Below are 16111 nucleotides of genomic sequence, written 5' to 3'. Positions count from 1 at the left end.
CATTTCCTATTGCCAGTATAACGTAAAATGTTTGAAGGATAATCGACGATAGGAGAATAATCGGACAAATGAAGGTAATACTATTTGTTGGCTTCCAAAAGTTTTAAATATGAGAATGGAGAGATAAGGTTTGCTTTTTGCATTGGAAACTGCTATAGTAAGACTCATCGAAATCGTGACCTGAATTCACAAAATGGAAAGGGTTATCATTTTGAAAGTTAACCCTGCCGTTTTGTGGATTTTTTATTCGTATGAATAAAAAAGATCATGAGGCAATTGTATTTGGAGGTGAAAAATATGCAAGAAGGTACAGTAAAATGGTTCAATGCAGACAAAGGCTTCGGTTTCATCGAAGTTGAAGGCGGTAACGACGTATTCGTGCACTTCAGCGCGATCACGGGTGAAGGCTTCAAAACTTTGGACGAAGGCCAACGCGTTCAATTCAACGTGGTACAAGGCAACCGCGGACCACAAGCGGAGAACGTTGTTAAGCTGTAAGTCCTGTAAAAAGATGCTCCCGGCTTCTGCCGAGAGCATCTTTTTTGTTTATGCGGCGTTTTCGCGATTCATGCTCTCTTGGCAATCGAGAAGACGACGGTCTTCGCGGAGGAGTCGATGCGGATGTCGACCGTGTCGCCGCCGATCTCGACTTGTTTCGAAGATACTTTTGTTCCCGATTCCACGCTGACGCAAACCTCGTTGAACCATTTGCGGAACGTCGCGGAATTGTAGCCGAACAAATAATCGGAGAACGTCTCGACGGCCTCTTGATTTCGGGCAAGCGTTCCGTCGCGAAGCCGGATCGTAATTCCGTAAGTATTGTATTGCGGATCCAGCCATATTGAAACCTCTTCCTGTACTTTGGCCGTTCCGGAAGAAGAGGAACTCAGAACGCTTTCCTTTTCCTTCTGATCCTTGAACAGGCGAAGCCTTGTATCCAAAAGGTCCTGGTTCGAGCCGCGCAACGCTCCAGATTGTTTAAGCGCGTCATAGGCATCCCGCATTCTTCGATCCGGGAAGACGACGATTTTTGAGCCTCCGCCGACAGTAGGAACGGCAAGCTGCAGATCGTCCCGGGCGGAAGCTTTCACTTCGATTCGCTTCGTCTTCTCCGTCAGTCTGTTAAGCAGGACAAGTGATTGCGCTCGCGTTACTTTATCCCCGACGCCGAAATAACCGTTCGGATATCCTTGCATGATTCCTTTCGCCAATGCCTCCGCAATGAATTTCCGCTCCCGTTCCGTTGCGCTCATCAGATCGCCGTAGGATTGAGCCAGTCCAAGGCTGAACTGGGAATCCTCCAGGAACTCTGTTTCCTGCAGTGTATAGAAGAGCACCTCGGCCACGTTTTCCCTCGTCATATCGCTTTGGAAGTCGCTGTAACGGCTTTTGTTCAAGAAGTGCAAATCGCTGGCCACGTCGATGTAAGGCTTCGCCCAGTAGCCGGCCGTGGCAGGCTTGAAATTGTAGTAGCGATAATCCTGCTTCAGTATCGTTTGGTTCTCCGTGCTCAAGCTCTGAAAGAACGACGGGTTCCAGCTCCGTTCACCGTTCTGATGGAGGTTCGAGTAGGACAGGACAAGCATTTTGATGAATTGGTCGACCTTTACCGGCTCGTCCGGGCGGAAGGTTCCGTTCGGATACCCGTCGAGGATGCCTTTAGAAACCATTTCCGTGATCGTTTTTTCGGCCCAATGGCCCTTGATGTCCTTGAATGGCGCACTGTTCGATTGTTGCGCATAGGCTGCGTTACCCGTGCCGAGAAACGCGATGATCAAAGTAATGACTGACAAGCGATGCATGAAAATCCTCCTGTATTCTAGTTGCCTTTTGACGACTATATAAGCTAAACATAATTCAATCGGCTCGGAAACGGGCGGCGAGCCTAATATTCATGGGCTTTGGCGCGGTCTTAAGTTGTATTTTGAATAGGACTTCGGTTGTGGACAGACGTCCGCATAAGCCCGGGTAGGGGGTCTAAAGGATTGTGGCGAAACCTAACTAGATTGTGCGAAATGGGGGTACATGCGTCTGTAGTCCGGCGAAACCTAACTAGATCGCGCAAAATGGGGGTGCGAGCATCTGTAGTCCGGCGAAACCTAACTAGATCGTGCAAAATGGGGGTGCGAGCATCTGTAGTCCGGAGAAACCCAAGCGTGTTGATTAGCCAAAAAAAGTAGAAAAAAGGCCGCCCATTCGGTAAAGTGTTTGTACCCCTACAAACACCGAAATGAGGCGGCCTTCTTGAAAAGTCTACTCCATTATGGAGAATCATGCAAACGGTAATCCCTAAAGAAAAGGTAGAATCTGTTCTTAAAGAAGTCGGATACGTGGATGTTGCCAGAAATTTCACGGTTTATCGTTTGTTCCTGTTTCTGAGTGAAGCGACGATTCAGCAATGGGACGGATATCGAGACGGCGAAAAACGAATGACGCTTAGTGGGCAAAAGCCGGCGGACTATTCTACTCTCTCCAAAAAAGCCAAAGACGTTCCCTTCGAAATATTCCAGCGTTTGTTGAACCTTATGATTGAATTGTGTAATCGCAGGACCCGACGGGCTCTAGGGATTCCCAAGGAACTGCTTATCGTGGACTCTACCCAAATCACAGTCGGTAGAGGACGACTTCCTTGGGCGCCCCTCCAAGGTCAAAAAGCAGGCGTGAAACTACACGTCGCGTTTCTTGCAGATCGCGGGGAGGTACACCGCGTTACTGAAACCACAGGAAATGAGCCCGACTTGAAGAGTTGCCCGAAACTGTTGGATCCCAGATTTATTTTGGTCGCAGATCGGGCTTATGGAAAGCACAAGCTCTTCGATGATTATGAAGTGCGGAAAAATAGGCAATATTTTGTGATTCGACTGCGCGATAATACAACATTCTGCGAGGTGCTCCCCAGAGAGCGTAAAACCCCGTTTTTAGGAACGATTGAACAAGATTTTACTTGTCAGTTGGGGAAAAACTATGCGCTCTCCGAGCACCGTTTCAGAGTGGTGACTCTAAAAGATCCCAACGGAAATCCGGTCATTCTGGCGACGAATCTGCACTGGCACTCGGCAGAACGAATCGCTGAGATCTACAAGAGCAGATGGCAGATTGAAGTGTTTTTTCGCTGGATTAAGCAACACTTGAACGTCCCCAAACTGTTCGGTACGACACCAAATGCGGTATATGGTCAGTTGTATACGGCGTTAATCGTTTACGTCCTGTTAAAATACGTGTTCGATCAAGGAAACGCAACCGTCCATTGGAGCGCACGGTTGACGTTTGCCGATTTTGATCGCTTATTTAGTCTACAGACATTACCCCCGGAATGGGTGATTTATGTGGCTAACCACATGGTGTTTCCTCTCCCATCATCTGGTTAATCAACACGCTTGGGAGAAACCTAACTAGACCGTGCAAAATGGGGGTTGCGAGCATCTGTAGTCCGGAGAAACCTAACTAGATCGCGCAAAATGGGGGTACATGCGTCTGTAGTCCGGCGAAACCTAACTAGATCGTGCAAAATGAGGGTACGAGCGTCTGTAGTCCGGCGAAACCTAACTATACTCCCCTCTGTCTCACGATACGGACTCTTTTTCCCGCTCCGCTTCGATGCGTGCCTTCATTTCGGCGCGTTCCCGGTCCTTTAGAATCGGGCAATTGTAACATTTGGTTCCGCTTTCTCGTCTATAATACATGCAACATCCCGACCGGATCATGATTTTGCCCCCGGGCTCGTATGGGCTGTCGAGGTAACAAGGCGAATGGTCGAAAGGGTTTTTCCGCCGGTTAAAGGTCTCGCCAGGCAAACTGGTGAGCAGCCGAAAATCATCTTCGATCGTTTGTTTCATCGCGCCTTCCGGAACGGTTTTCCTAAGCACGCTCAGGACGTATAAGATCCGCGCGCCGTATTGGTTCCAGATGAGCGCAGGCTTCAAACCCGCGGCGGACGCGGCCGATTCGATCAACGGATTAAGCGTATTGCGGAAATACCGGGTCCATTCAGCCTTAACGGCGTTTTCCCGGCCTTCTTCGGGCAGTTCCGTCCAACGTAATTCGTGATATATGAAAACGATGGCGGGGTAAGGGGCGCGGTCTTCGATCTGCATGGTCAGATTGTCTATGGATAAATCGAGAATCCGGTTATACCGGGACATGACGATGAGTTGGCTTGCCGCGAGTCCGAAAAAAGCGAGACCGAAGTGAGAGACGGCAAGCTCCAGACCGACCCCGTTGATGATCGAAGAGTCCTTCTCAAGCGCGTCACGCATCGACGAGGCTTCAAGCAGTTGGGAAGCAGGCACCGAGAGGAGCGAACTTTCCAAGCCTGTCGCGGAGATATGAAAGTGGTCTTCTATAAATGAAAGATCCAATGCGATCCCATCCCAACCCTGATTCTGATAATCATTATCAATTGTTTTCATCATAGCTTTCCAGCGATACGATTGTCAATCCGATCGCACGGCCTGAATTCCTATGTAAAAAGTGACATAGAATGAGGACGAAATCGTCGGGAAGGAGTATAATAGGGGGGCTGACAGGAAAGGGTGGGAAATATTGTTTGATTTAAAGAGAAAAATATCGCCGCTGAACGCGGTCGTATGGACGCAGTTTCTAAGCGCGTTCGCGGACAATCTGAATTTTTTCCTAATCGTGGGGTTGGTCAAGAGACAAGGGGCTTCGGACCCCGATGGGATGGTTACATATATACAGATGGCGTTTTTGATCGCTTACGTGATTCTAGCGCCGATCGTCGGAGCATTCGCGGACAAAAAGGCGAAGTCGCATGTTTTATTGCTTGGCAATACGCTTAAGGCGACAGGTATATTGCTGTTGCTGATCGGGCTTCCTCCGGCTCTTTGTTACTTTTTCGTCGGAGTCGGGGCTGTCGTCTACTCTCCGGGGAAATACGGCATTCTATCGGAGTTGACCAAGACGGAGGGAGAGCTTCTGAGGGCGAATGCGCAAGTGGAGGGTTCGACGATCCTTGCGATTCTGCTTGGAACGGTAGCGGGAGGTTTCCTGGCCGCGCGTTCCGACTTGCCGGCCATTATCGTCTGTTTGTTTATCTATTTGCTATCGCTTGCAATGACGTTTCTCGTGCCGGCCAGACAAGGGAATCCGAGCATACGGTATCGGGAAGCTTCCGGGCAGTTTTTCCAAGATGTCGTCAAGTTGTTCCGCAATCGCAGAAGCCGCTTCTCGCTGATCGGGACGGGGGCCTTCTGGCTGACGGCCTCGGTACTCCGCATCGCGCTTATCGCCTGGCTGCCGCTTAACCTGGGAATCGTGGATACGGATCAGCAATCGATGATCATCGGCGTGACAGCGCTCGGCGTCGTTGCCAGCGCTTGGCTGACGCCTAAGCTCGTGCCGGAAGGCAGGCTGTATCGGGGGTTTTTCTACGGGATTGCGATGGTAGGCGCCGTGATGGCCGCCAACTTCACGCATCAAATCTGGCTGACGGTGACGTTGCTGTTCATCACTGGCGTGATGGGCGGGATTTTCCTCATTCCTCTCAACACGATTCTGCAGGAGGAGGGCAAATCCGTCATCGGCTCGGGCCGAACGATCGCCGTTCAGAACTTCGTGGAGAACACGTTGACGGTCATCGGTTTGTTCCTCTACTTGACGCTCAGACAGATGAATGTGCCCGTTAATCATTCCGTGGTCGGGATCGGTGCGATCCTGACACTGTTCTTCATCTATTTGGCTTTCCAGTTCGGCGCGATCCGGGCGAGTTACTCCCGCAAGGAGATAACGTGAACGAGATGATCGTCAGCCGTGATTTTAATAATGGAATGGCCTGAGTCATATTCAGCGGTGCCCATGCCGACTTCCGCGGAATGCTCGGATCCGAGCACGTAAAACAAGTCGTCGGCCAACGTGCGAATGCACACTTCGCGTTCGTCTGTGGTTAAGCTTTCCCAATCGGTCGCTTCCATCTCGAACGCTTCATAGAATCGCGGCACCGTCGTAATGGCGCGGGACAAATCGTCCAGAATATGATCGTAAGCTCTTGTATATGCGATAGCCATTGGGGGCAGCCCCTTTCAAGTTTTGTTTCATTATACGCGAAGTGAATTTCTTTAGCCAACCTTTAGCCAACCTTTAGGTGATCTTCCTTGATGTAGGGCTTTAACACTGCGTTAACATTCGGTATAATTATTAAGGTTCCAGGGGGTGAATAGCATGAAATCTTCAAGGCTCGGAGTGTGGTTTTCCAAGCCCTTTATCTTTTTCTCCCTGATTATGGTGCTGAAAATATTATTGGCTAGAATCGTTGTCTTCGACAGCGCTTCAATGTGGCTTCAGCTCGCAACGGGGATCCCATCGATCTGGGTGCTATTCTGTCTGATCGAATGGTTTGCGCCGAAAAAGAAACTAGGCGTCTACTTGGCCGTGAATTTGTTCGTGACTTCGATCTTTTTTGCGGTCATCATGTATTACAAATATTTCGGGGTTATCGTTACTTACCATGCGTTGCAACAGGTGAATCAGGTTACAGAAGTAAGAGGAAGCGTATTTTCGTTGCTGCATCCTTATTTCTTGTTTATTTATACCGATATCGTGGTCATGTTGCTGCTGTATTTCAGCCCGCGTTACAGAGCATGGGGGCGCTCTCTGGCAGTCAAAGAGTCCAGAGTACTTATTTCCGCCGTTTTTTCCGTGTCGCTCATCGGCAGCGCGACGACGGTCTGGACGCATAGCGATAGCATCAACGAACTGAAACAAGCCGAGAATATGGGAATTTTGAATTATGAAGCATACGCGGTCATCGCCAGCGCCACGCAGGATGTCGAGGACCCGAGCAACGTCACCGAGGAAGCAATCGCGAAGCTTAGAGGCACGCAATCTTCGGCAAATCCTCTGTATTGGGGAGAAGCCAAGGGAAAAAACGTGATTATCCTGCAACTTGAAGCGGCGCAGAATTTCCTGATCGACCGGAAGATCGACGGGCGAGAAATCGCGCCTAACCTGAGCCGGCTCGCGAGAGAGAATTTTTATTTTCCTCATTTCTACCAGCAAGTCGGCCAAGGAAACACATCTGATGCCGAATTCGTCGTGAACACATCGTTCTACATTCCTCAGTACGGCGCGGCCGCCCAAGATTACGGCGGATTGGCTCTGCCGAGCATGCCGAAGGTGTTCGAAGAAAACGGCTACCAGACGGCGACGTTCCACACGAACGACGTGCAGTTCTGGAATCGGAAGGAATTGTATAAGGCGCTAGGATTCGAACGTTATTACGATGCCCAATTTTTCGGAGATGACGACATCGTGTTCTTCGGTGCTTCCGACGAGGTATTGTACGATAAGACGGCCGACGAATTGCTGAAGATGAGCCAGACGGGCAAACCGTTCTATGCGCAGGTCATTTCCATGTCTTCGCATCATCCGTTTAACATCCCGGATCGAAAAAAACGGTTCGAGCTTCCTGACAGCTACAAGGATACGCTCGTTGGCGATTACATTCAGGCGCAGAACTATTCCGATTATTCGGTCGGGCTGTTCATAGATAAATTAAAGAAGAACGGCTTATGGGACAATACAGTGCTGGTCATCTATGGGGATCATTTGGGGTTACCGATTTATTCGTTAACCGAGCACGAGAAAAAGTTGATGGAAGACGTCTACGCCCGCAAATATCAATTTTCCGAGATGTTGAACATTCCTTTATTAGTGATTGCTCCCGGGATTACCGAGCCGAAGGTGCTGCCGCAGACGGGCGGACAAGTGGATGTATTCCCGACGGTGGCGAATCTGTTAGGCATTTCCTTAAAGGGACATATTCATTTCGGTCAGGATCTGCTGAACAATACGAATAATCTGCTCCCGCAGCGATATTATTTACCTTCCGGATCTTTTGTGAACGACAAAGGCATTTTCGTACCCGGATTGAATTACGACGATGGAGCGTCTTATCCTTTCGACGGCGGAACGCCAGCCGTTACCGATACGACCGAAGACGAATATAATCGAGCGTTGGACTTATTGCGATTATCGGACAGTTATGTCAGCCATCTGCCGAAACATGATTAACCGAATGGCCTTATAGAATTATAAGGGGGGGGATTAGAAAGTGTTCCTAAAAAAGATAGACCTAAAAAAGATAGAATGGAAAAAATACAGACCGCTGTTGTTGATGCTGGTATTTCCGGTATTAGGCTGGATGTACGCGCTCACGAACAACATCGAGAATCAAGAAGTATACAACTTGGCTACGGCGGTAGACCAAGCGATTCCTTTCGTGAAGTATTTTGCATTGCCGTACTCGGTATGGATTTTCTATATTTACGTTTGCTTATTTTATTTCTTTAAGAAAGACGTCAGCGTCTATTATCGCTCGCTTATGACCTATGTCATCTGCGCGATGATCTGTTACCTGATCTATTCCGTGTTTCAAACGACGGTAGCTCGTCCGCCCGTGGTCGGCAACGATCCGTTCGCTTGGCTGATGAAGTACATTTATAACCGGGATGAGCCGTTTAATTGCTTCCCGAGTATTCATTGCTTCTCGAGTTATATGGTAATGAGGTCCGTCTGGACGAGTTCATTCCGCAACAAATGGAACGTAACGTTGATTACGGGCATGTCCAGCCTTATTATTATGTCCACGTTGTTCGTGAAGCAACACGTGATCATGGATGCGCTCGGAGCGTTTTTCTTGGTCGAGGTGGTCACGGCGTTTATCATTATTTTCGAGCGGAAGCTTCGCGTGTCCCGGGAGCGCCAGAAGAGCACTTACGGAGCCTAATGGTAATGGTCCGCGAAGCGCAAAAAGGGCTGACACCAGAGCGTAGAATCAATCTCGCCTGGGTGTCAGCCCTTTGCTTCCGTTATTGGGGGGAAAACTTGCACATTCTGCTATAGTGTTCCTTGATTTGCTCCGTGGTATATCCTTTCTCCTGTTTGATATGGAAATAACCACCGGGAGAGAGGGAGCAGATGATCGCATGCGCCGCAATGTCGGGATCGAAGGACGGTTGCTGGTTGTCGCCGACAATCTCGGCTAACAGCTCCGACATTTTCTCTTTGGAAAACCGATACATAGGCGATTGAAAAAAATTACCCCGATCGTTCTCGCATTTCATTTTCGATTCGGACTCGATCAGCAATTCCGCTTTGTCCTCGATCGCGTCGATCCAGAAGCCCACGATGCCGGACAGACGTTCCGAAGCGGGATTATCCCGGTTACGGACTAAGTAATCGTTAATCTCGTTCATCAGCTTAATTCCGTAATCATGAAGCATATCCAGGCATAGATCGCCTTTATGGGCATATTTACGATATAGAGTCGCTTGACCGATGCCCGCGGTCTTGGCGATCTGATGCATGCTGACCGGTTGTACGCCGTATTCGTTGAAGAGTTCATGGGCTGTCTGCAGTATTAATTGCCGATTTTCTAAGGCATCCCTGCGTTCGCGACGAACGGACACGGCATTTCACCTCGCTTTACTAAAAGTTTACAATTCAATCATTGACAACCGGACATTTGTCCGGTAACATCATAATTAAACGGACAGTTGTCCGTTATAAGAGCGGGTTATCCTTAAAGCGTACATATGACTCCATTGTACCCCTGTTATTGGGAAATGGTCAATGGACGAGAGAGATGCGCGAAGGATATGCCCGTTAATTGGATAGGAGCGTGTATATGTCAACTTCATCAACGCCGGCGGCCAAGGCGGACGAGATTTCCGTACGCGGCATTCTCGCGCCGTTAGTCGCCATCATCATTGGGATTTTTATGGTCATTCTGGACGGTACGGCCGTTAACGTGGCCTTGCCCAAACTGCAGCAAGAGTTTAACCAGCCGAACTTGTCGCTCGTTCAATGGACGGTAATCGGTTATGCCCTCGCGCAAGCGGCAGTTATTCCTTTAGCTGGTTGGTTGTCCGATCGCTTCGGGGCGAAGAAGGTGTTTCTGATCTCGATCGGTTTGTTCACGATCGGCTCCCTGCTATGCGCCCTAGCCAACACCGCAGAGATGCTGATTGCGTTCCGGATCGTTCAAGGGATCGGCGGGGGAGTCGTCGTCCCGATCTCAATGGCTTTCGTTTATCGTCTCGCTCCTCCGAGTAAAGTCGGAGCGGTCATGGGCATGATGGGCATTCCGATTCTGCTCGCTCCTGCGCTCGGTCCCGTGCTTGCAGGCTGGCTCGTTGAATACCACAGCTGGGAGTGGATCTTCCTGCTGAATCTGCCAATCGGAGTCATCGGAGTGGTGCTGGGCATTCGTACGCTGCCTAACATCCAACGCCAAATGGTAGCCGCGCTCGATTCCTTGGGCATGATTCTTGGGCCTCTCGCTTTCGCGGCGCTCGTCTATGGCGTGTCCGAAGGCGGCATCGATCCGGCGACGGGCAAATCCACCTGGACCGAACCAACAACGTTGATCGGCATCGGCGTAGGTTTGGTTGCTTTGATCTTGTTCATTATCGTGGAACTTAATAAGAAAAATCCGCTTCTTGAACTGCGGGTTTTCCGTTCGGGCAATTTCACGAAAGGGATTGTCGTGCAATGGGTATCCCAGATCGCTTTGTTCGGAACGTTGTTCCTCGTTCCTTTGTTCTTGCAGCAGGCTAAAGGCTATTCTCCGATGGAAGCGGGCTTGATGATGCTTCCGCAGGCGATCGCTTCCGGTTTGTTCATGCCGATCGGCGGCAAGCTGTCCGACCGTTTCGGAGCGCGCCCGCTCGTCATGGTCGGGATGACGATTACGACGGTAGCTGCGTTCCTTCTGTCGAATATCTCAGCGGATGACGGAAAGCTTGCGATTATGCTGCCGCTCGGATTGCTCGGAGCGGGGATGGGGATGTTCATGATGCCGCTGAACACGCATTTGATCCAATCCGCCCCGCTAAATCTCGTAGGCCGCGTAACGTCGCTGACGAACGCTGCGCAGCAGGTCATGATGTCGTTCGCGGTAGCCGTATTGACCACGATCTCGACGACAAGAATGCAGGACCTGATGGTCGAGCAGCAGAAGCCGGGTCCGGATCTTCCGATCTTCGCGAGCGCGTTCGGACATACGTTCTTTATTCTGATCTTCGTAGCCGTGGCGGGAGCCGCGCTCGGAATTATGATCAAGAAACCGGTTAAAGCCGAAGGAGATTCCACGGCGAACGCGGAAGTGCCGATTATCGTAGGTCACTAATCGATTTTATAATAAAAAAAGCTCGCTCGGAAAAATCCGAGCGGGCCTTTTCGGTATATATTGGACGACCCCCGCGGACAAAGTCCGACGGGGGTCTTATGATTGAAGCGCAACCGCGCAATTCTTCCTGAATCACTTTCACGAAAACAATGATAGCCCTACCTCTCTACCATTCTTGCGGCTCCGTGGCCGCGCCAGTGAGAATTCGTGTTTCCTTCCAGCAGCCGATCGTAATGATGAAATTAAGGAATGTGTGGGGAAACGGAGGAATATTACCCATTATTAAGTGGAAAAATCCGAGGGTTACAACTTCTACAATTTATTATCTTACACCTTAGTTGGGGATGTGTCAAGAAAATCTGATTATTGTACTCGCCCCTGGAAGGGTTGCCGGATCACTTTAAGATTTCGGGCATTACAATCACCTTGCCTTTGTATATATAGAGTAATAAAGGAGGGATTTCTCATGCGGCAGTTCGCGGTTGTGGTGAAAGAAATCCGAACGTTCCTGACCTCGTTTCCACTCATCCGATTTTTGCTTCCGTATCATCTACATATCCTATTCGGAGGGGCGGGAATATTACTCGTAAGGAAGATTCTCTATCGCAGCGTATCGTACTCCGGTTACGATACGTTAAATACGCTGTTTAACGATATTCCGCTATACTTGATCGCTTATTACGGATTTTTCGTGGGCGGATGGCTGACCTTGATCTCGAAAAACGTGAAATATTTACCTTACGGGTTGTGGATCTATGCGTTCCTCACCTTGTTCCCGTTCGAATATTTGGCCTTAGGGGACTTCGTTCGGGCCGCGATCTATGCCGTTGCAGGGTTCTTCGTCTACCGTTACGCAGCGTCGTCCGCGAGCCAAGCGGATAAGAAATCGTTGCGCGTCTAATCCTACGGGGAGTCTCGCTAGTATGTTTAACAGAATAAGCGTCTTCCGAACCGTCAGGGGTACCTGGCGGTTTTTTGATGAGCCTTGGCTTGGCGAATCCCGTGACAGCGAGCAAACGAAGGCCACAAAAGTGCCTTGGCTAGGCGAATCCCGTGACAAAGTGCAAACGAAGTCGGGACAAACCGTCCCAACCCGAAAAAATGCAACCCCAAACAAAATTTCACGCCTTATTTTTTTAGAGCTTACCCTTTATACTTTGTATGAAAGTGCTTACAAGAATTGCAGGGAGGCATGGCCGTCATGGAAGCGAACGCGGAGGTACAAGTCCCGGTACATAAACCTGCGAGCGGCAGAAAACGGAACAGATTTTTAAGTAGATTTTACAGTCAGCGTTACCTTCAGGCAATGGCGCTGCTCGGCGTCGCTTGGATGATTTTGTTCAATTATCTACCGATGTACGGAATCATCATCGCGTTTAAGCAGTACATCGGAATCGGCAATTACACGAAGGCGCCTTGGGCGGGCTGGGAACATTTCCAAGCCATTTTCGAAGACGATCTGATGATCCAAGTCATCCGGAATACGTTAGGGATCAGTTTGCTGAAGCTAGTCATCGGGTTTCCCATTCCGATCTTGTTCGCACTATTCCTGAACGAGCTGCGGTCGCTAAGATTTAATCGAATCGTTCAGACAATCACTTACTTGCCGCATTTCCTGTCCTGGGTCATTCTCGGCGGCATCCTGACGACGTGGCTTGCCGATATCGGAATCATAAACGACGTATTAATGGGACTAGGGTTTATCAAGGAACCGATCTTCTACTTAAGCGAGCCGAAGTATTTCTGGACGATCGTTATCTCCTCGGACATCTGGAAGGAGTTCGGCTGGTCGGCGATCATCTATATTGCCGCGATCTCCAGTATCTCGCCCGATCTTTACGAAGCGGCGACGATAGACGGAGCCGGAAGATTCCAAAGAATGAGGTACATCACGGTGCCGAGCATTAAAGGAACGATCTCGATCCTGTTCATCTTGGCCGTCGGCAATATCCTCAACTCCAATTTCGATCAAATTCTCGTGCTGAAAAACCAATTGAACGAAAGCACGAGCAGCGTAATCGATATCTACGTATACGAGATCGGTATCAAGCAAGGGCGGTTCTCCTATTCGGCCGCGGTAGGGTTGGTTAAAGGCATTATCGCTCTCTTCCTGCTGCTACTGGCGAATTCTTTCTCGAAGAGAATGAACCAATCTTCCCTATTCTAGCAAAGGCGGTGCAAGACGATGTGGACGCGAGACCGAAGAACCCGCGGAGAATGGATTTTCGACAACCTTAACGTCATCGCGATGCTGATTCTGTGCTTCGCGACTTTGTACCCGATCTGGTACGTCTTGGTCAATTCGTTCAACGATGGGACGGACGCGATGACCGGAGGCCTTATTTATTGGGTACCCCGAAAGTTCAGTCTGGAAAACTACGATACCGTATTCAAGAACGCAGGCATTATGACCGCGATGGGCATCACGGTAGCCAAGACGGTGATCGGAACCGTTCTCCACGTATTTTTCACCGCGATGGTCGCATACGCCCTGTCGCGCAAGGAACTGATCTTCCGCAACGGTTACATGATCATGGGGACGATCACTTTGTTTTTCAGCGCCCCGCTGATTCCCAACTATCTTTGGCTGAGAGATCTTGGCCTGCTCGATACGTTCTGGGTGTACATCTTTCCGTTCATGTTCAGTTTCTTCGATCTGATTATTTTCCTGGCGTTTTTCCGGGAAATCCCGGACGGACTGGAGGAAGCGGCCAAGATCGACGGTGCCAACGATTTCTTGATCTTCGTCCGAATCGTTCTTCCCGTATCGATGCCCGTCGTCGCTACGATCGCGCTGTTCCACGGCGTCTGGCAATGGAACGATTATTTTACGGGACTACTTTATACGAACAAAGCCGATCTGCAGCCGATCCAGACTTTCTTGTACCGAGTCGTCGCCCAATCCAGCTCGAACCAGATCTTGGGTGCGACGGGAGGAGCGATCAACCGGAAAGTCACTTCCCAATCGATCAAGCTAGCGACGATGGTCATTACGACGCTACCGATCGTGGTCGCCTATCCGTTCCTCCAACGATATTTCGTCAAAGGGCTGATGATCGGTTCGTTAAAAGGTTGATCCAAACCAACGGTTTTACCATCCCGAAAGGGAGATCCCATACAAAAACCGATAAAGGGGTATGACAATGAAAAAGTGGCTTCATTTATCGATCATTGCCGCGCTTATGGTTGCCCTCGTCGCCTGCTCTGGCGGCAAGAAGGAAGAGGGGGCGAGCAGCACGCCAAGTGCGTCTTCCTCCAAACCGGCCGAAAGCCCAAGTGCGAATCCAAGCACGGATGAGCAGCAACCGGCAGCTGATGAGGCAGGTTGGAAGTCGGATACGTCTCCGATTACATTCGACTGGTACTTGAACTTTGCATGGTTCCCGAACAAATGGGGCGTCGATCCGACTTCCCAATATATTACGAAGAAAACCGGCGTTAACTTGAACTTGGTTGTTCCTGCCGGTAATGAGAACGAGAAGCTGAACGCGCTGATCGCGGCTAACCAGTTGCCCGACTTCATTACGCTGGGTTGGTGGGAAGAAGGCGTGAAGAAGATGGTGGAAGGCGGTCTCGTAGAGTCGCTCACCGATCTCGCCAATCAATACGATCCGTATTTCTTTAAAGTGGCAGACCCGGCCAAGCTGAGCTGGTATTCCCAACCGGACGGAAAAACTTACGTCTATCCGAACGCCTCGTCTTCTCCGATGGACTTCCAGAAGTTCGGCACGCAGTTTACGTCGAACCAGACGTTCGTCGTGCGCAAGGATATGTATGAAGCGATCGGCAGTCCTGACATGCGGACGCCGGAAGGCTTCCTGAACGCGCTGAAAATGGCGAAGGAGAAGTTCCCGGATGTGAACGGCCAACCGCTCATTCCGATCGGCTTCCACGAATTCGGCGAAGACGGCAACTATTCGTTCTTCGACGTCGGCCAGGATTCCTCGTACTTGGCGCAGTATCTGGCTCTGCCTCGCGAGAAGGACGGCCATCTGTACGATCGTCTGACCGATCCGGATTTCGTCAGATGGTTGAAGACGTTCCGCCAGGCGAATCAAGACGGCTTGATCTCCAGAGACGTGTTCGTCGACAAACGCGCGCAGATGGAGGAGAAAATCGCGCAAGGCCGTTATTTCGCGATGGTGTACCAGCGTACGGATTTCGCGGCGCAGCAGAACGTGTTGTTCGCCAAAGATCCGAATTCGGTGTATATCGCCGTTGACGGTCCGGCTAACGAGAAGCTTGATCCGCCGACGCTGTCTGGCCCTGCGATCTCCGGCTGGACGGTAACGTTGATCTCTAAGAACGTTAAAAACAAAGAACGCGCCATCAAGTTCATGAGCTATCTGCTCAGCGAAGAAGGCCAGAAGGATATGTATCTTGGCGAGAAGGGCGTGTCATACGATACGATCGACGGCAAGGACCAATTCAAGCCCGAAGCGTTTAACCTGATGAATACGGACCGTTCCGCGTTCGACAAGCAATACGGCGCCTCCCACACGTTCTGGATGCTGATGGATACGAACATGCAGCTGCAGTGGCAGCCGCCATCCGTCGAGCCGTTCAAGCAACTGGAAGATTGGACGAAGGGTAAGACTTATGGTTATTCGCAATTCGATCTGATCAATCCGCCGGCGACTTCCAAAGAAGGAATCAACGCGAAGAAAATCTCTCTCGAATGGGGCAAGGTACTGCCGAAGCTGCTCTTGGCCAAATCGGACGCAGACTTCGACCAGATCTTCAAAGATTTCATCGAGAAGCGCGACAAGACGGGATTCGCGGATTTGGTGGCTTACCGCCAAGGGAAATACGAGGAGAACGTCAAGAAGCTAGCGGAATTCATGAAATAAACGGAATCGTACGGTCCAAAAAACCCAGATTATCTGGGTTTTTTGGACGTTTTCACGCCGCATTGCGCAGGGCGCATGGTAGAATAGATGCACGACGGCCCGCGAAAGAGAGGAA

The 16111-nt window shown here is 50.2% G+C and carries 14 protein-coding genes; 10 read left to right on the top strand and 4 right to left on the bottom strand.

Features of this window, described 5'->3' with window-relative positions:
* Positions 1 to 297 precede the first annotated feature (297 nt).
* Positions 298 to 498, top strand: coding sequence for a cold-shock protein (locus FPZ45_RS09450; RefSeq protein WP_094043234.1), 201 nt, complete (start codon positions 298 to 300; stop codon positions 496 to 498).
* A 68-nt stretch (positions 499 to 566) separates the two neighbouring features.
* Here FPZ45_RS09450 and FPZ45_RS09445 read toward each other — a convergent pair whose 3' ends face one another.
* Positions 567 to 1802 (bottom strand): S-layer homology domain-containing protein, encoded by a 1236-nt coding sequence (locus tag FPZ45_RS09445; protein WP_144700591.1) that lies wholly within the window; start codon positions 1800 to 1802, stop codon positions 567 to 569.
* A 471-nt stretch (positions 1803 to 2273) separates the two neighbouring features.
* On the opposite strand from FPZ45_RS09445, the gene FPZ45_RS09440 reads away from it, so the two are divergent.
* Complete coding sequence (locus FPZ45_RS09440; protein WP_144700589.1) at positions 2274 to 3368, top strand: IS4 family transposase; 1095 nt, start codon at positions 2274 to 2276, stop codon at positions 3366 to 3368.
* 195 nt (positions 3369 to 3563) lie between these two features.
* On the opposite strand, the gene FPZ45_RS09435 is transcribed toward FPZ45_RS09440, so the two are convergent.
* On the bottom strand, positions 3564 to 4358 hold the full coding sequence (locus FPZ45_RS09435; protein WP_186438317.1) for a (2Fe-2S)-binding protein: 795 nt from the start codon (positions 4356 to 4358) through the stop codon (positions 3564 to 3566).
* A 184-nt stretch (positions 4359 to 4542) separates the two neighbouring features.
* On the opposite strand from FPZ45_RS09435, the gene lplT reads away from it, so the two are divergent.
* Positions 4543 to 5751: a lysophospholipid transporter LplT gene (gene lplT / locus FPZ45_RS09430; RefSeq protein ID WP_186438316.1), complete on the top strand. Its 1209-nt coding sequence runs from the start codon at positions 4543 to 4545 to the stop codon at positions 5749 to 5751.
* Here the strand turns inward: lplT and FPZ45_RS09425 are convergent.
* Entirely contained in the window at positions 5727 to 6023 is a 297-nt protein-coding gene (locus tag FPZ45_RS09425) for a hypothetical protein (protein WP_144700583.1), read from the bottom strand. The genes lplT and FPZ45_RS09425 overlap by 25 nt on opposite strands.
* Before the next feature lie 154 nt (positions 6024 to 6177).
* Between FPZ45_RS09425 and FPZ45_RS09420 the strand changes: the two genes are divergently transcribed.
* Positions 6178 to 8028: an LTA synthase family protein gene (locus FPZ45_RS09420; RefSeq protein ID WP_144700581.1), complete on the top strand. Its 1851-nt coding sequence runs from the start codon at positions 6178 to 6180 to the stop codon at positions 8026 to 8028.
* Between the two features lie 40 nt (positions 8029 to 8068).
* Positions 8069 to 8743 (top strand): phosphatase PAP2 family protein, encoded by a 675-nt coding sequence (locus tag FPZ45_RS09415; protein ID WP_144700579.1) that lies wholly within the window; start codon positions 8069 to 8071, stop codon positions 8741 to 8743.
* Between the two features lie 82 nt (positions 8744 to 8825).
* On the opposite strand, the gene FPZ45_RS09410 is transcribed toward FPZ45_RS09415, so the two are convergent.
* Positions 8826 to 9425, bottom strand: a complete 600-nt coding sequence (locus FPZ45_RS09410) for a TetR/AcrR family transcriptional regulator (RefSeq protein ID WP_144700577.1) — start codon at positions 9423 to 9425, stop codon at positions 8826 to 8828.
* A gap of 218 nt (positions 9426 to 9643) precedes the next feature.
* On the opposite strand from FPZ45_RS09410, the gene FPZ45_RS09405 reads away from it, so the two are divergent.
* The 5 genes from FPZ45_RS09405 to FPZ45_RS09385 all read left to right on the top strand — a co-directional run bounded on the left by FPZ45_RS09405 (position 9644) and on the right by FPZ45_RS09385 (position 15996).
* Complete coding sequence (locus FPZ45_RS09405; protein ID WP_144700575.1) at positions 9644 to 11146, top strand: DHA2 family efflux MFS transporter permease subunit; 1503 nt, start codon at positions 9644 to 9646, stop codon at positions 11144 to 11146.
* Between the two features lie 466 nt (positions 11147 to 11612).
* Entirely contained in the window at positions 11613 to 12047 is a 435-nt protein-coding gene (locus FPZ45_RS09400; protein ID WP_144700573.1) for a hypothetical protein, read from the top strand.
* Positions 12048 to 12347: 300 nt separating this feature from the next.
* Positions 12348 to 13313, top strand: a complete 966-nt coding sequence (locus tag FPZ45_RS09395) for an ABC transporter permease (RefSeq protein WP_144700571.1) — start codon at positions 12348 to 12350, stop codon at positions 13311 to 13313.
* 18 nt (positions 13314 to 13331) lie between these two features.
* Positions 13332 to 14222, top strand: a complete 891-nt coding sequence (locus FPZ45_RS09390) for a carbohydrate ABC transporter permease (protein ID WP_144700570.1) — start codon at positions 13332 to 13334, stop codon at positions 14220 to 14222.
* A gap of 67 nt (positions 14223 to 14289) precedes the next feature.
* A complete protein-coding gene (locus FPZ45_RS09385; RefSeq protein WP_425456997.1) occupies positions 14290 to 15996 on the top strand; it encodes an extracellular solute-binding protein in 1707 nt (568 codons plus the stop codon).
* Positions 15997 to 16111 lie beyond the last annotated feature (115 nt).

The organism is Cohnella terricola (assembly GCF_007786475.1).
Classification (GTDB): Bacteria; Bacillota; Bacilli; order Paenibacillales; family Paenibacillaceae; genus Cohnella; species Cohnella terricola.
Note: the sequence above shows the minus strand (reverse complement) of the source record. Positions and strands in the feature narration are given on the sequence as shown.

Excerpts from the sequence above, each read along its gene's own strand:
- FPZ45_RS09450 (WP_094043234.1), top strand. The coding sequence starts at position 298 with ATGCAAGAAGGTACAGTAAAATGGTTCAATGCAGACAAAGGCTTCGGT.
- FPZ45_RS09445 (WP_144700591.1), bottom strand. The coding sequence starts at position 1,802 with ATGCATCGCTTGTCAGTCATTACTTTGATCATCGCGTTTCTCGGCACG.
- FPZ45_RS09440 (WP_144700589.1), top strand. The coding sequence starts at position 2,274 with ATGCAAACGGTAATCCCTAAAGAAAAGGTAGAATCTGTTCTTAAAGAA.
- FPZ45_RS09425 (WP_144700583.1), bottom strand. The coding sequence starts at position 6,023 with ATGGCTATCGCATATACAAGAGCTTACGATCATATTCTGGACGATTTG.
- FPZ45_RS09420 (WP_144700581.1), top strand. The coding sequence starts at position 6,178 with ATGAAATCTTCAAGGCTCGGAGTGTGGTTTTCCAAGCCCTTTATCTTT.
- FPZ45_RS09405 (WP_144700575.1), top strand. The coding sequence starts at position 9,644 with ATGTCAACTTCATCAACGCCGGCGGCCAAGGCGGACGAGATTTCCGTA.
- FPZ45_RS09400 (WP_144700573.1), top strand. The coding sequence starts at position 11,613 with ATGCGGCAGTTCGCGGTTGTGGTGAAAGAAATCCGAACGTTCCTGACC.
- FPZ45_RS09395 (WP_144700571.1), top strand. The coding sequence starts at position 12,348 with ATGGAAGCGAACGCGGAGGTACAAGTCCCGGTACATAAACCTGCGAGC.
- FPZ45_RS09390 (WP_144700570.1), top strand. The coding sequence starts at position 13,332 with ATGTGGACGCGAGACCGAAGAACCCGCGGAGAATGGATTTTCGACAAC.
- FPZ45_RS09385 (WP_425456997.1), top strand. The coding sequence starts at position 14,290 with ATGAAAAAGTGGCTTCATTTATCGATCATTGCCGCGCTTATGGTTGCC.